Genomic DNA, 15366 nt, shown 5'->3' with positions numbered 1-15366 from the left:
GTAGCCAAACAGTGCGTATCCGCTCCCTCACTGCCGGTAGGTTCGGCTCCGCCGGAGCACCCCCGCCGGGCTCCGGCACCCGGCACCCGGCACCCGGCACCCGGCACCCGGCACCCGGCACCCGGCACCCGGCACCCAGGAGAAGGGCTCGGCCATGGCAACGTCACGGGCAGTTCCCAACCTCGCCTTCCGGGAGCTGCGCGGACGGCTCTCACCGGCGGAGTTCGCGGCGGCGGTCCGACGGGCCGCCCGGGAGATCGGGGAGCAGGTCGCCTGCGACGCCCGCTATGTGGGGCGGGTGGAGGCCGGCGAGATCCGATGCCCCAACTACGCCTATGAACGCGTCTTTCTTCATATGTTCCCCGGCCGGACGCTGACCGATCTGGGATTCGTCGCCCGGGAACGGGTACGTGGACGAAGAGCGCGCCCGCCGGCCGGCCCCGGCGACGCCGCGCCCACCGCCACCCGCGCCTTCCCGCCCGGCGACGGCCCCGGAGCCGTACTCACCACCGGCCTCACGACCGCTCTCGCCCTCGCATTCCCCACCGACTTCCCCGGCGGCACCCCCACCGGCCTCCCCGCTGGCTCCCCCACCGCCTTCCCCACCAACTCCCCCACCGGCTTCAGGAACGATGAGGAGAGCGACGTGCTGCGTCGCGCATTCATGACGGGCGGCACCGCCACGCTGGCGGCCGCCTCGCTCGGCTTCGGCGGCCCCGGCTCGATCCCCGCCCCCCGGGCCGGCGGCCGCGTGGGCGACCCGGAGGTACGGGCGGTCGAGGAGGCGGTACGCCGCATCCGCCTGCTGGACGACCGGTACGGCGCCGACGGCCTCTACCGCCGGGCCGCCGAACCGCTCCGGGCGGCGTACGCGCTGCTCGACTCGGGTGTCACCAGCCGCCGTTCCACCGCCGACCGGCTGCACTCCGGCGCCGGTGAGCTCTCCCTCTCGGTCGGCTGGCTGGCCCATGACTCGGGCCGCCTCGCCGACGCCCGCTCGCACTACGCGGAGGCGCTGGCCACCGCGCGGATGGCGGGCGACGAGGCGCTGGAGGCCCATGCCTTCTCCAACACCTCGTTCCTGGCCCGGGACGCCGGCCGGCACCGGGAGGCGCTCCGGGCGGCGCAGGCCGGCCTGCGGGCGGCCCGGCACCTGGGGTCGCCCCGGCTGCTGTCGCTGCTGACGCTCCGGGAGGCGGGCGGCCGGGCCGGGCTCGGGGACCGGGCGGCCTGCGAGGAGGCACTCGGCCGGGCGCGCACCCTCTTCGGGCTCGGCGCCGCGGAGGCGGACCCGGAGTGGATGTCCTTCTTCGGTGAGCCGGAGCTGGAGGCGCTGGAGGCGCAGTGCTGGTCGGCGCTGGGCGACTGGCCGCGCGCCGTCCGCCACGCCCACCGGGCGACGGCCCTCCAGAGTCCGCACTTCGCCCGGAACCTCGCGCTCTACCGGGCGCAGCTCGCGGGCGACCTGGCGCGCGGCGGCCGGGTGGCGGAGGCGGGGGCGGCCGGACACCAGGTGCTGGACCTGCTGGACGAGGTCCGGTCGACCCGGATCGAGGCCATACTCACGGACACCGCCCGCACGCTGCGTCCCCGGCGCTCCGTCCCCGAGGTGGCCGGTTTCCTGGAGCGGCGCACCGCCCTGGCCGAGGTCTGAGGCCCGGTACGGCTCCGGGGGCGGTACGGCTCCACCCCGGAGCCGTACCGGACACCCCGGCCCGCGACCTCGGGGCCGTACCGCGCACTCGGCCACCGCCCCGGAGCCGTACCGCCGACTCTCCTGCGGGACCGGGCCGGCAGCCGTACGCCGGCCGGCCGGTCACCCGGCGGCGCGGAGCCGCTCCCGGACCTCGGCGCGGACCTCCTCGGTGTGCTCGCCCAGCGCCGGGCAGTGGCGGCGCAGCACGGTCGGGGTGCCGGAGAAGTGGAACGGGCTGCCGATCACCCGGTACGCGCCCTCGTCCGGATGGTCGGCCAGGGCCAGCATGCCGCCCTCGGCCCAGTACGCGTGCTCGCCCGCGTGGTCGAGGTCGAGCACCGGGGCGAACGGAATGCTGGCCCGGGCGCAGAACTCGGCCCACTCGGCGCCGGTCCGCTCCGGGGTGTACTGGGCGATCAGGTCGTACAGCTCCCCGATGTGCTCCCGCATGGCGTCCCGGTCCGCGAACCGCGCGTCCTCGGTGAGGTCCGCCCGGCCGACCTCCTGGAAGAAGTCGTGCACATTGGCGACCGAGTACGGCAGGATGCAGGCGAATCCGTCCTTGGTGGGTACGGCCTCGTGCCGGGGCGCCAGCGAGCGCGGGAACCCGACGTCGCCGTGCGGCGGTTCGAAGGCCCGGCCGCCGATGTGCTCCAGCAGCGTGAAGGCGAACATGGTGTCGGCCATCGGCACCTCCACCCGCTGGCCGCGCCCGGTCCGCACCCGGGCCAGCAGCGCGGCCTGCACCGCCTGCACGATGGCGAGACCGCACACCTTGTCGGCCAGCACGGTCGGGACATAGGCGGGCTTGCCGGTGGCCCGGCGCATCAGATCCACCATGCCGGAGGTGGACTGGATCACCTCGTCGTAGGCGGCCCGGTCGGCGTAGGGGCTGTCCGAACGGAAGCCGGCCGCCTGGCAGTAGACCAGTTCCGGGTTGGCCCCGGCGAGATCCTCGTAGGTGAGTCCCAGCTTCTTCAGCGCGCGCGGCCGCATGTTGGTGATGAGCACATCGGCGGTGGCGATGATGTCCAGGGCGTCCTGGTGACCCTCCGGGGTCTTCAGGTCCAGGACCACCGATCGCTTGTTGCGGTTGAGGTTGAGCATCAGCGCGCCGATGCCGTCCTCCCGGCGCTTGTGCAGCTGGCGCATCACATCGCCGCCGGGCGCCTCGATCTTGATGACATCGGCGCCGAGGTCGCCCAGGATGCGGGCGGCGTACGGCCCCATCACCACGGTGGCCAGATCGACCACCCGAAGCCCCTCCAACGGGGCGGCGGTATCGGTGCCGTTGCCGTTGCCCGTCTCGGCGCCCATACCGGTGTCGCTGCCTGTCATGTCTGCCATGCCTGTCATGTCTGTCATGTAGGTGAAGCCTTTCCTGAGGGCGGGGCGGTGTCCGGGCGAGCCCCGGCCGGCATCCGGCGGCCGGCATCCGGAATCCGGCGGTCGGTCGGGCGGCGACCGCCGGTCGGCGGCCGGACGGACGGACGTGCTCAGACGAAGGCGCTGATGCCGGTGGCGGCGCGGCCGACGATCAGGGCGTTCATGTCCCGGGTGCCCTCGTACGAGTAGAGGGCCTCGGCGTCGGCCCAGAACCGGGCCACCTCGTGGTCGAGCAGAATGCCGTTGCCGCCGAGGATCTCGCGGGCGTGCGCCACCACCTCACGGGTGCGGCTGGTGCTGTACATCTTGGCCAGCGACGCCTGCTGGTCGGTCAGTTGCCCGGCGTCCTGGAGCTGGGCCGCCCGGACGTTCATGGTCTGGCAGGCGGTGATGTCGGCCAGCATCCGGGCCAGTTGGTCCTGGACCAGCTGGAAGGCGGCGATCGGCTTGCCGAACTGCTCGCGCTCCAGGGTGTAGGCGCGGGCCGCCTCGTACGCGCCCATGGCACAGCCGACCGCGTTCCAGGAGACGCCGAGCCGGGTGGAGCGCAGCACCTTGGCGGTGTCCTTGAAGGAGTGCGCCTCGGCCAGCCGGTTCTCCTCCGGCACCCGGACGCCGCGCAGTTCGATCTCGGCGTTCTGCACGCTGCGGAGCGAGACCTTGCCCTCGATCCGGTGCGGCTCGAAGCCGGGCGTGCCGCGCTCCACCACGAACCCCTTCACCTGGTCGTCGGCCTCGTCCTTGGCCCAGACGATCACCAGGTCGGCGAAGGTGGCGTTGCCGATCCACTTCTTGCGGCCGTCCAGGATCCAGGTGTCGCCCTCCCGGCGGGCGGTGGTGGTCAGCCCGCGCGAGGCGCCGGAGCCGACGTCCGGCTCGGTGAGGGCGAAGGCGGCCAGCTTCTCCCAGCGGAGCATCGCCGGTATCCAGCGCTCCTTCTGCTCCTCGGAGCCGCACTGCATGACCGTGGCGATGCCGAGCCCGCTGTGCACCCCGTAGAAGGTGGCGAAGGACGGGTCGACGCGGGACAGCTCCATGCTGGTGAGCCCGGCCACCAGGGCGCCCCGGCCGGGTGCCCCGTAACCGCTGAACTGGAGCCCGGCGATGCCCAGTTCCGGCAGCTGGGCGATCAGCTCGTACGGAAACTCGCCGCGCTCCCAGTAGTCGGCGGCCACCGGGGCGACGTTCTTGCGGGCCCAGTCGCGGACGGCTTCGAGCCGCTCCCGGTCCTCGGGCGCCACCAGGTCCCGGACGTGATAGAAGTCCGCCTCCACGGCGCCGGGATCGGCCTGGTGGACCCGGACCCCGCCGGAGGAGTGGGGCCGGTGTCCGGCGTCGGAGTGCTGGTGCTCGGCATCGGGGCGCTGCTGCTGAGTGGTCATGGCTTCCCCTTCTTCCCTGCCGCTTCCTCGCGGAGCAGGGGTTTTCGGACAAGATCGGGACGGCGGCGGGGGTACGGACACAGCGGGGCGGGCACGGGGCCGGCGGCCCGGGCGGGCATCAGCCGGCGGCCGGCCGGGGGCAGGTGTCCGGCAGCCACTCCGGGCGGCCGGAGCCGCGCGGCACCAGCAGGGACGACGGGCGGTAGGCACCGGGGGTGCCGGACATCTCGATCTGGTCCGTGACGCCCTGGTAGCGGCCGAGCGGGGTGTCCGCGGTGAAGGTCTCCGGGTCGAGGTAGGCGTGCTGTTCCCCGGTGCCCGCGACCTCGTGGGCGTACGCCTTGTCGAAGGTGCCGAGTGACAGGATCCACAGGGCGACCCGGGTCAGCGAGACATGGACCCGGTAGCTGCCGCCCTCGCGGGCCCGGCGGCGGAGCGCGGCGACGATCCCGGCGGTGGCGAGCCAGGGCACCAGATAGTCGTTGACCACCTTGATGTACGGCAGTTTCGGGGCGTCCGGGGTGCCCTCCAGGGTCATCATCCCGGTGACGCAGCCGGCGGTCTGGTCGAAGCCGACCCGCTGGGACCAGGGGCCGTCCTCCCCGTGCAGGGTGACGGTGGTGTGGATGACGCCGGGCCGGATCTCGGCCGCCTCCCGGGCGGTGAGGCCGAACCGGGCGAGGTAGCCGGGGCGGCGGTTGGCGTAGAACACGTCGGAGTCCCGGAGCAGCGCCCGTACCGTCGCCGCGCCCTCGGCGGTGGCCGGCTCCACGGTGGCGGACCGGACACCGGTGTTGGCGGTGACATAGACGACGTCGTGCTCCCACTCGCCGGGCCGCCAGAGGTTGAGGGCGTCCGCGCCGTGCAGGGCGAGCGCCCGGCCGATGCCCGCGCCGGCGATCACATGGCCCATGCCCAGGGCCCGTACGCCCGCCAGCGGGGCCTCGGCACCCTCGGGCAGCGGCTCGGGCTCGCTGTCGCCGATCTTCTCGACCTCGACCAGCGGGAGGCCGGCCAGCACCTCGCGGTACTGCCGCTCCGCGAGGAACTCCTCGGTGGAGCGCAGCATCGGCATGACGACCCCGGCCTCGGCGCCGGCCGCCTCCAGCTCGGCGCCGTTCCAGCGGGCCACCGCCTCCGCCACCGCCGTACGGTCCTCCCAGGTGCGCAGCAGCCGCAGCGTCCGGGCCTTGAGCCCCGGGTACATCTCCAGCGGCATCACCCAGCGGCCGTCCCCGGCGCGGTAGAAGTCCAGCGTCATCGGGTTGTGCGGGTCGGAGGGGCGGCCCGGCGGAAAGCCGTTGAGCAGCTCCCAGCGGCGGTCGTAGAACGGGCAGAGCCGGTGCGGGGCGCGCCGCAGGTCCATGGAGATCGACTGGCCCTCGCCGCCCCGGTCGCGCCAGAGCGCGGCGACCGCCACCGACTTGGCGGTGAGCGCGACGGCGGTGGCGGAGGCGAGCCGCAGGGTGCTCGGCACGATCGGGTCGGCGCCGGTGAACCGAATGGGCCCGCCCGCGTCGGCCGCGCTCAGCCCGACCCCGGCCAGTACCTCGTCGAGCTGCCCGTGGAGGTCGTACGTGTCGTCGGTGGCGGGCGCGCGGACGGCGGCGGTGAGCCGCTCGGTGAGGTCGGTGGAGCGGGTGGGGTGCGTCGAGGCGGAGGGGCGGGTGGCGGTGGTGGGTTGGGCGGCGGTGGTGTCCGTCGTGGCGGTCATGGAGGTGGTTCCTTCCGACGGGGGTTGGTCGGTCGTGCCGGGGCGCGGGAGTGGCCGGAGGCGGTGGCCGGGGCCGGGGTCGGGCCCGAGGTGCGGGGCGCCGGGGTCACTCGGGCTGCCCCGCGGCCACTCGGGCCGTCCCGGGGTCACCCGGGCTGGTCGGCCGCCCCCGGTGACGGCTCTCCGGCCGCCTCGGCGCGGGCCCGGAGCAGGGCGAGCTGGGTGCGGTCGCGCTCGGCGGTCAGCTCGGCGTACGGGTGGGCGCCGAAGCTCTCCTCCGCCTGTTCGAGCAGGAGTCGGCGGGTGGGGGCGTCGAAGCTGGGCGTGCCGAGGTCGGGCCAGCGGCGTTCCATCCCGGGCGCCAGATGGTCCAGGAAGTGGGCGAGTCCGCCGGGGCCGCCACCGAGGTGGAAGCTGCGGAACGGTCCGGCCGCCGCCCAGCGCAGCCCGATGGAGTCCCGTACCACGGCGTCGAGTTCCTCCTCGGTGACGACGCCCTCGGTCACCAGGTGCACGGCCTCCCGGAAGAGCGCCGACTGGAGCCGGTTGCCGACGAAGCCGCTGATCTCCTTGCGCAGTACCTGCGGCCGCCGGCCGAGCGCCCGGTAGAGGGCGACCGCCCGGTCGACGGTGGCCGGCGAGGTCCGCTCGCCGGGCACGATCTCGACCAGCGGCTGGAGGTGCGGCGGGTTGAACGGGTGGGCGACCACCAGGCGTTCGGGCTCGCGCAGATCGCGGGCGATGTCGCTGGGCAACAGCCCGGAGGTGGAGGTGGCCAGCAGGGCCCGGGCGGGTGCGGCGGCCTCGATCCGGGCGAACAACTCCCGCTTGAGCTCCAGCCGTTCGGGGCCGTTCTCCTGGACCAGATCGGCGTCGGCGACGGCCTTCTCCAGGTCCGGTTCAAAGCGCAGCGGCAGCGGCTCGTCCGGGAGCGGGGTGCCGACGGCGGCGAAGCCGGCGGCCAGTTCGCGCAGTTGGGTACGTACGGCCTTCTCGGCGCCCTCGGCCGGGTCGCTCACGGTGACCCGCAGGCCATGGGCGAGGAAGAGGGCGGTCCAGGAGGTGCCGATGACCCCGGCGCCCACGACGGTGACCCGGCGGTGGGCCGCGAGGATGTCACCGTCGCCGCTGCCGCTGCCGCTGCCGCTGCCGCGATGGTCGTCGCGCTCGCCGTTGCTCGTGGTGGTCATGCGAGGGGTGTCCTTCCGTACGACTGTGGAGGGGGAAGGGTGAGGAGGGAGGGGCCCGGTCACTGCCCGGACCGCCCACCGGCCGGGGCGAGGTAGTCGTGCACCACCTGGGGCCGCCCCAGGGTGAGGTCGGTCAGCAGATGCGAGACGGCGACCACTTCCAGCACCGGCAGATCGGCCAGCGGGGCCAGGGCGTGCGCGAAGAGCTGGAGCCGGGCGGGCCCGGTCCAGGCACCCTTCACCGTCACCTCGGTGATCTGGCTGCGGACCAGCTCGCAGATCCGGGGCGAGCCGTCGTAGTGCGGCAGCTTCTTCAACTGGAAGGCGGGTGCGGTCAGCTCCGCGCGCGCCTCGCTCTCGTCCAGCGTCCGGTGCTTGTAGCCCATGGTGGCGGTGGCGACCCGGAGCGAGCCGTAGTCCAGTGTGCCCACGAGCGTGTCGGAGTCGGTGTACAGCCTGGGCCTGCCCGCCTTCTTGGGGAAGGCGCCGGTCTCCCGGCCGGAGGCGATGGCGGGGTGGTTGTCCACATACATCGCCAGTGGGTAGTCGCCGCGCTCACCCTCGTACTCCACCGCGAGCACCTGGCCCGACTCGGTGTAGTCGCCCAGTCCGGTGACATCGGGCATCCGCATCACCTCGAAGCGCACCAGCGGCTCCGCCACCCGCAGCGGCTCCGGCACCACCCGGCGCAGGGCCTCGGGGTCGGTGCGATAGGTGATGTTCAGATACTCCCGGTCGGTGAAGCGATAGGGGCCGGGCGGGAAAGCGGGCGCGTCCAGCGGGGTGGTGGGACCGGCTATGACATCTTCCTGGCGCATGAGCCCTCCTCGGTACCGCGTCGGGTTTCCCGGAGGCCCCTGGTCCGGTGGGTCGCCAGTGGCCCCTTCGGGCTCCCCGGCCGGCGCGGTGCCGCACCGAGGAAACCGATGTATATAGCAACTAATCTGGCCGGGATATTCCCCGGGAAACGTGACCCGCGCACTCTTTTCCGTCCCTTGACCGACCGGACGCCCCGGCCCGCTCCCGGGCCGGAGGACTTCCCGGCCCCGGGAACGGCTCCGGGTACGGCTCCGGCCCGCTCCCGGCGCCCTGAGCGGGGCGGGGGGACGGGCCGGAGCCGTACGGAAAGGGGGCCGGGCGGCGATCAGGCCTCCAGGTGGCCGGTGTCGTTCCAGCGCTCGACGGCCGGGGCGCCGTACGCCCAGCCCAGCCCGGAGAGGCTGGTCGGATCCAGCCGGATGCGGGCCGCGAAGGAGATGTCCTCGCCCAGCCAGCGCGCGGCGATGGAGCGCAGGATGTGGCCGTGCGCGAAGACGAGTACGTCCCGGTCGGCCGAGCGGGCCCACTCCACGACCTGGTCCGCCCGGTCGGAGAGCTGCGCCAGGGTCTCGCCCTCCGGGACGCCGTCGCGCCAGATGAACCAGTCCGGGCGGTCCGCCTTGATCTCGTCCGGGGCCATTCCCTCGTACGCCCCGTAGTCCCACTCCATCAGGGCGTCCCACGGCTCGGCCCGGTCACCGAAGCCCGCCAGCTCGCAGGTCTCCCGGGCCCGTACCAGCGGGCTGGTGCGGATCTCGAACTCCGCCAGGCCGTCCCAGGGCGCGCGGTGCAGCCGCTCCCCCAGGAGTTTGGCACCGGTGCGGCCCTCTTCGAGCAGGGGTATGTCGGTCCTGCCGGTGTGCTTGCCGAGCAGCGACCATTCGGTCTGGCCGTGCCGGGCGAGCAGGATCCGCGGTGCCATGGAGCTCTCCTGAATCTGCCGAATCTGCTGGATCTGCCTGGTTCCTCCGAGGCGGTCGTCGATCGGTGAACGGCGACTGACGACCGACGACCGGTGATCGATGACCGCCGCCGCACACAGGGTGTGCAAAGCGGACACCTCCACCATGTCCATCATGGCTCACCGGCACCCGGCGTCACCAAGGGGGCGTCGAGGGGCGTCGCGTCGGGGAGCGTCGAGACACACCGCCGGGGCGCGGCCCCGGCAGAAGGCCGCCGTCCGGCTGCTCCCGTGCCCGGCGAAGGGGTCACCCCTCTTGCGGAGGGTCACCGTCCGGGTGCTCCCACGCCCGGCGGAGGCCCACGGCCCTGTGGAGGGTCATCGCCCCGGCGGAGGCTCACCATCCCGGCGGAGGCACCGCCCGGTGGAGGGTCGTCGTCCCGGGTGGAGTCCGCGCTGTCAGTGGTGGATGCGAGACTTCGGCGGGTGAGCGCTTCCCCGCACGGCGGACCGCCCCAGCGTCCGCAGACGACCCTCCGGCAGCGGCTCGCCGCGCTGCGCGGACCGGCCGCCCCACCGCACCCGCTGGACGCCCGCGCGCTGGCCGCGCTGGCGGCGAACCCGGGCTGCCGCAGACGCGCCCTGCTGGACGGCGCCGGGATCGACAAGGCGGCGCTGGCCACCGCGCTGGGCGCCCCCTCGGGGTACGGCCAGTCGCAGTTCGCCTTCATGCGGGGCCACGCCTTCGAGGCGAAGGTCAAGAAGGACGGCGGCCTGGAGCTGCTGCGGCTGCTCGGGGTGGCCGACCCGTCCGGGGCCCGGGTGCCGGACCTGGCGGCGCCCGGGCCCGAGGGCCGTACCGCGCGGACGGCGCTGGCGCTGCGCGAGGCGACGGCGGCCGGGGAGTGGACGCTGCTGGACCATCCGCTGCTGGCTCTGGAGGTGGCGGGTTCACCGGTCTTCCTGGAGCCGGACGCGGTGGTGGTCGGGCCGGACGGGCGGTGGACCGTCGTGGAGATCAAGTCGTTCCCGATGATCGACGGCTCGGCGGACGCGGCCAAGGTGGGCGCGGCGGCCCGCCAGGCGGCGGTCTATGTGCTGGCGCTGGAGCGGACGGCGGCGCTGACCGAGGGGGCGGAGGTGGCCCACTCGGTGCTGCTGGTCTGCCCCAGGGACTTCTCCAACCAGCCGACCGCCTCGGTGGTGGACGTGCGCAAGCAGCTCTCGGTCACCCGCCGGCAGCTGGCCCGGACGACCCGGGTGGAGGAGATCGCCGCCGCGCTGCCCGAGGGGGTCACCTTCGATCTGGCGGCGTGCTCCCCGGACCGGCTGGCCGAGGCCGTGGAGGCGGTGCCGCACGCGTACGCCCCCGAGTGCCTGAGCAGCTGCGAGCTGGCCTTCCACTGCCGCTCCCGGGCCCGGGAGGCGGACGCGGTGGAGGCGCTCGGCCGCTCGGTCCGGGGCGAGCTGGGCGGGCTGACCACGGTCGGCGCGGTGCTGGCGGCGGCCCGGGGCGAGGCGGGCGATCCGGCCGACCCGGCGGTGGCCGCCCTGCGCCGGGCCGCCGCGCTGCGGGCCGAGTCCCTGGCGGCGGCGAGCGGCCGGACCGCCGGCGGGGGCGGAATGCCGTTGGCGGAGCCGACCGACGGGACCGGGGCCCAGGAAGCCGACCCGACCGACGGCACCGGAGCCCCGGACACGGACCCGACCGACGGGACCGGGGTGCCGGGCGCCCGGCAATCCGGTGACGGGCCGCCGGGCGCGTCGGCCCCGGGGCGGGCCGCCGGACCGGCGGCCGGACCCGGCGAGCAGCCGTCCGTGGGCGCGCCCCGCCCCGAGGGCAAGGCGGGTGCGGAATGTCTCTGATCGGGACCCTGGCCCGACTGGAGGCGGTCGAGTCCGGCCATGCCCAGCCGCTGGCGACCGTCCGCCACCGCCATCTCTCCGACCGCCCGCTGGTCCTCGTACCGCTCACCACGGCGGGCGAGGCGGGTGCGCCGCTGGGGGCGCTGGTCGGCACCGACCCGGAGCGCCCCCGGCTGCTGGCCGTACCGCAGCCGCGCGACCGCGAGCTGCGGTTCGGTTTCCTGGCGGAGCTGGCCGACGCGGTGCTGCCGTATCTGGAGGGGTACGTCTCCGAGGTCGAGCCGGCCGAGCAGAGCGCGACCGACCCGGAGACCGGCAAGAAGGTGAAGGTGGAGGTCGAGCTGTGCGCCGACGCGCCGCAGCTGATCGTGCCGAGCCGGGCCGGGGCGGAGTACGTACGGCTGCTCGGGCGGTCCATGCGGTTCCGGCGCACCGCCGAGCAGGACCCGGAGACCCCGTTCCCGGCGCCGCCCCGGGTGCCGCTGCTGGGCCGGTGGCTGACCCACTACGGGGAGCGCGGCCGGGTGCCCGGCTCGGCGCTGCTGCTGACCGCCACCGAGCTGCTGGGCCGGCACTGGGCGACCGGCCAGTCCTCGCTGGAGGACCAGCACTTGGGCGCCCTGCTCGCCTGGGTGGACGCGCCGGCCGGCGAGACCGGCGCGGCGGCGGCGCTCCGGGCCGAGCTGGACCGGGACGACGAGGGCCAGTTGCGGTGCCCGCCCGCCGGACCGGCCACCGACCCGGCCTTCGACAACAAGCTGCTGGCCCCGGCGGTGGAGCGGTACGACCGGGCCCGGCAGCTGCTGGCCGAGGCGGCGGACGGCGAGGCGGCCGACCGGCTCCTCGGCGAGCTGCACGGGGCCGAGGAGGCCGTCCGGCGGTTGCTCCTCTCCCAGCTGCGCCCCACCTGGGACGCGGTGTGGCGGACCGTCGGGCTGCTCCGGGAGCTGGCGCCGGGGGCCAGGGTGGCCGAGCGGTGGACCCGGGACCGCTGGTCGTTCACCGGCCACCGGGACCGGGTGGCGGCCGGCGAGCCGCCGCAGCCCCGCCGGGACGACGCGGTGACGGCCGCCCGGAAGCTGGCCGCCCGGGAGTCCGCCCAGGCCCAGCTGGAGGCCCAGGAGGCGCTGGACGATCCGCTGGTGATGGCCGGGCGGCGGCTGGCGGGCGAGGCGTTCGCGGCCCAGGTGGTGGAGGTGACCATGGCCTGGACCGAGTCCAAGCGCCCGTCGCCCCGGCCGCTGCTCACCGTCCGGACCGACGACACCCCGCACCTGGCCGAGCGGGTGAAGGTCTTCCGCTCGCTGGACGGCAAGCCGCAGAGCGCCGAGTTCGTCCGGTACGAGGAGGACGGCTCGGCGGTGCTGCGGCTGCTGGACCGGATGGGCCGGGCCAGGGAGCCGGCCGAGGGCTCGGTGCCGGAGAAGGGCGACCTGATCACCTGGACGCTCTTCGAGCACGAGCAGCGGACCGGTGCCGGGCTGCCGGAGCCCGAGGACACCCCCTGGACCCATGGCGGCCCGCCGCGCACCGACCCCGAGAGCCCCGACCCCGTGACCCCCGAGGATCTGCTGTGACCGTCACCCCGGAGGACCTGCCGTGACCCTGATGTCCGACCCCGGCCGCCGTACCGGGGGTGAGCCGTTCGACCCCGGCGCGGCGGCGGCCCGGGCGACCGGGGCGATCCTCGCCGACACCCTGCGCGGCGAGGCCCGGGGCGTGGTGGTGGACTCCCCGCCGGGGGCCGGCAAGTCCACCCTGGTGGTGCGGGCCGCCTTGGAGCTGGCGGCGGCCGGCCGGTCGCTGATGGTGGTCGCCCAGACCAACGCCCAGGTGGACGACCTGGTGCTGCGGCTCGCGGAGAAGCAGCCGGAGCTTCCGGTGGGCCGGCTGCACAGCAGCGACGCCGACCCCTACGACCCGGCGCTCAACGAGCTGGAGCAGGTGCGGAAGTCGGCCAAGGCCGGTGACCTGGCCGGACTGCCGGTGGTGATCTCCACGGCCGCCAAGTGGGCGCACGTCAGGAACGTGGATCCGTGGGAGCACGCCATCGTGGACGAGGCGTACCAGATGCGCTCGGACGCGCTGCTGGCGGTGGCCGGCCTCTTCGAGCGGGCGCTCTTCGTCGGTGACCCGGGCCAGCTGGACCCGTTCTCGGTGGTCGGCGCCGACCAGTGGGCCGGGCTGTCGTACGACCCCTCGGCGAGCGCCGTCTCCACCCTGCTGGCGCACAATCCGGAGCTGCCGCAGCACCGGCTGCCGGTCTCCTGGCGGCTGCCCGCCTCGGCCGCGCCGCTGGTGTCGGGCGCCTTCTACCCGTACACCCCGTTCCGCAGCGGGACCGGGGCCGGCGACCGGCGGCTCTCCTTCGGGGTGCCCTCCGACGGCTCCGGGCCCGACCGGGTGCTGGACGAGGCGGCCGAGTCGGGCTGGGGCCTGCTGGAGCTGCCCGCCCGCCGCACCCCGCGCACCGACCCCGAGGCGGTACGGGCGGTGGCCCTGGTGGTGCGCCGGCTGCTGGACCGGGGCGGCGCGGCGGTCTCGGAGCGCGAGCCCGGTCCCGTACCGCTGACACCCGGCCGGATCGCCGTCGGCACCGCCCACCGCGACCAGGCCGCCGCCGTGCGCGCCGCACTGGCCGAGCTGGGTGTCTCCGGGGTGACCGTGGACACCGCCAACCGGCTCCAGGGGCGGGAGTACGACGTCACCGTGGTGCTCCACCCCCTCTCCGGCCGCCCGGACGCCACCGCCTTCCACCTGGAGACCGGCCGCCTCTGCGTGCTGGCCTCCCGCCACCGGCACGCCTGCGTCGTGGTCTGCCGGGCGGGTGTCGCCGAGCTGCTGGACGAACACCCCTCCACCGAGCCGGTCCAGCTCGGCGTCACGGTCAAGTTCCCGGACGGCTGGGAGGCCAATCACACCGTCCTCGCCCACCTGGCCGAACACCGCGTGCCCTGGCGGCCCTGACCTACGGAGCCGGATGCCTCCGAAAACGCGATCGCACAGCAGCGCGGTCCACGCCGCCGGTCATGCGGCGGCCAGGCGCCCACGCTCTGTCGGCGCTGGTCGACCGCCATCCCCTCCTGCCTGACGGGCCCGGGCTTATGCGAGTACGTGACTAGCGGCTCGCCTCCCTTGTGGTGGAGGTGTCACCGTCCGTAGCGTGCTGACCACACCAGGACCGGAAGGGGCCCTCAGTGGAAGAGTTACACGCGATCGCCGGCGGACCGTGCGGCAGCGGGGACGACGACAAGTGCCAGAACGGCGACTGTCCGACCGTGTACGAGATGCCGGACCCGGCCATGCTGGCGGTGCAGGGCTACGACGTGGCCCACCGGACACCGGAGGGTGAGTCCGTCGTGATGATCCCCGAAGAGGTCCTGAAGGAGGCGGCCCGTGCCCGTGGATGGCTCTAGCCCCGTACTGCTCGACGGCGACGAGTGGCAGGCGTACTTCCGCGACTTCGAGCGGTCCGCGTTCCGGCTTGAGGTGCACCAGACGTACACCATGCCCGCGGAGGCCGAAACGGTCCGCGACTTCCTCTCGGGAGCCGAGAGGCCGAAGGAGTTCAACGCCTCCTGGCACCAGCTGATCAAGGACCACGCGGCGGCGGGGCGGACGATGACGCGAGCCAAGATCGTGCGCCGACCGCTCACCCCGTACAGCCGTTACCTGTTCGAGTGGTGCATCCCTGGGAACGTCGCAGCCGGGGAGGACTATCACCTAGTTGATGTGACCGACCGGACGAGCCCGGGACTTCCGGAACAGGACTTCTGGATGTTCGACGAGTCGACGGTCGTACACCTCAACTACCGTCCCGACGGGACACAGATCAATCGGGAACTGGTCGAAGACCCGGATATCGGCAAGTATCTCGCATGGCGGGATCTCGCCCTGGAAAGCGCCGTACCATTCAGTGCCTATCGAACCTGAAACGCAAGCGCGGGAACGGAGAGACCTGGCGGAGGCCCTTCGGGGTCTCCGCTGGGTACGCCGTACTGACCGAGTCGGGTGTCTCCGGGGTGACCGTGGACACCGCCAACCGGCTCCAGGGGCAGGAGTACGACGCTCCGCCTTCCACCTGGAGACCGGCCGCCTCTGCGTGCTGGCCTCCCGCCACCGGCACGCCTGCGTCGTGGTCTGCCGGGCGGGTGTCGCCGAGCTGCTGGACGAACACCCCTCCACCGAGCCGGTCCAGCTCGGCGTCACGGTCAAGTTCCCGGACGGCTGGGAGGCCAACCACACCGTCCTCGCCCACCTGGCCGAACACCGCGTGCCCTGGCGGCCCTGACCTGGGTGTGAACGGCCCGCCCATGCCCGGCCGTTGGCAGGCGTCAAGTCCGTTTATGCCGGGTCGGGAATATTCCGGAGTCGGCGTGGACGAGGGGCGACGCGCTCCGTAGCGTCGTCGG

Annotated in this window: 11 protein-coding genes and 2 pseudogenes; 7 read left to right on the top strand and 6 right to left on the bottom strand. The window is 74.2% G+C overall.

What is annotated here, in order from left to right:
- The first annotated feature begins 154 nt into the window (after positions 1-154).
- Positions 155-1654 (top strand): PT domain-containing protein, encoded by a 1500-nt coding sequence (locus tag NX801_RS19125; RefSeq protein ID WP_258788990.1) that lies wholly within the window; start codon positions 155-157, stop codon positions 1652-1654.
- Positions 1655-1816: 162 nt separating this feature from the next.
- Here the strand turns inward: NX801_RS19125 and NX801_RS19120 are convergent, their stop codons facing one another.
- From NX801_RS19120 to NX801_RS19095, 6 genes are all read right to left on the bottom strand, one after another.
- Positions 1817-3043: a CaiB/BaiF CoA transferase family protein gene (locus tag NX801_RS19120; protein ID WP_309505858.1), complete on the bottom strand. Its 1227-nt coding sequence runs from the start codon at positions 3041-3043 to the stop codon at positions 1817-1819.
- 149 nt (positions 3044-3192) lie between these two features.
- Entirely contained in the window at positions 3193-4464 is a 1272-nt protein-coding gene (locus NX801_RS19115) for an acyl-CoA dehydrogenase family protein (RefSeq protein WP_258788989.1), read from the bottom strand.
- 118 nt (positions 4465-4582) lie between these two features.
- Positions 4583-6178, bottom strand: a complete 1596-nt coding sequence (locus NX801_RS19110; protein ID WP_258788988.1) for a CoA transferase — start codon at positions 6176-6178, stop codon at positions 4583-4585.
- 146 nt (positions 6179-6324) lie between these two features.
- The gene (locus tag NX801_RS19105; protein ID WP_258788987.1) at positions 6325-7368 is read right to left on the bottom strand and encodes a 3-hydroxyacyl-CoA dehydrogenase NAD-binding domain-containing protein; all 1044 of its coding nucleotides are present in this window, start codon (positions 7366-7368) and stop codon (positions 6325-6327) included.
- A 59-nt stretch (positions 7369-7427) separates the two neighbouring features.
- Positions 7428-8186, bottom strand: coding sequence for an acetoacetate decarboxylase (locus NX801_RS19100; RefSeq protein ID WP_258788986.1), 759 nt, complete (start codon positions 8184-8186; stop codon positions 7428-7430).
- 326 nt (positions 8187-8512) lie between these two features.
- A complete protein-coding gene (locus tag NX801_RS19095) occupies positions 8513-9109 on the bottom strand; it encodes a histidine phosphatase family protein (RefSeq protein ID WP_258788985.1) in 597 nt (198 codons plus the stop codon).
- Between the two features lie 465 nt (positions 9110-9574).
- Here NX801_RS19095 and NX801_RS19090 point away from each other — a divergent pair.
- From NX801_RS19090 to NX801_RS19065, 6 genes and pseudogenes are all read left to right on the top strand, one after another.
- Positions 9575-10699: pseudogene (locus NX801_RS19090) on the top strand (hypothetical protein); the annotation flags it as partial.
- Positions 10700-10944: 245 nt separating this feature from the next.
- Entirely contained in the window at positions 10945-12531 is a 1587-nt protein-coding gene (locus tag NX801_RS19085) for a hypothetical protein (protein WP_258788983.1), read from the top strand.
- Between the two features lie 31 nt (positions 12532-12562).
- A complete protein-coding gene (locus tag NX801_RS19080; RefSeq protein WP_258789078.1) occupies positions 12563-13921 on the top strand; it encodes an AAA domain-containing protein in 1359 nt (452 codons plus the stop codon).
- A 230-nt stretch (positions 13922-14151) separates the two neighbouring features.
- Positions 14152-14370 carry a hypothetical protein gene (locus tag NX801_RS19075; protein WP_258788982.1) on the top strand — a complete coding sequence of 73 codons (219 nt, stop codon included), beginning with the start codon at positions 14152-14154 and terminating at the stop codon, positions 14368-14370.
- Positions 14351-14887: a DUF6879 family protein gene (locus NX801_RS19070; RefSeq protein ID WP_258788981.1), complete on the top strand. Its 537-nt coding sequence runs from the start codon at positions 14351-14353 to the stop codon at positions 14885-14887. Before NX801_RS19075 ends, NX801_RS19070 begins: the two co-directional genes overlap by 20 nt.
- A gap of 59 nt (positions 14888-14946) precedes the next feature.
- Positions 14947-15245: pseudogene (locus NX801_RS19065) on the top strand (helicase); the annotation flags it as partial.
- Positions 15246-15366: the final 121 nt, after the last annotated feature.

The organism is Streptomyces pyxinae (assembly GCF_024756275.1).
GTDB classification, from domain to species: Bacteria; Actinomycetota; Actinomycetes; order Streptomycetales; family Streptomycetaceae; genus Streptomyces; species Streptomyces pyxinae.
This window is presented reverse-complemented; position numbering and strand designations above follow the sequence as displayed.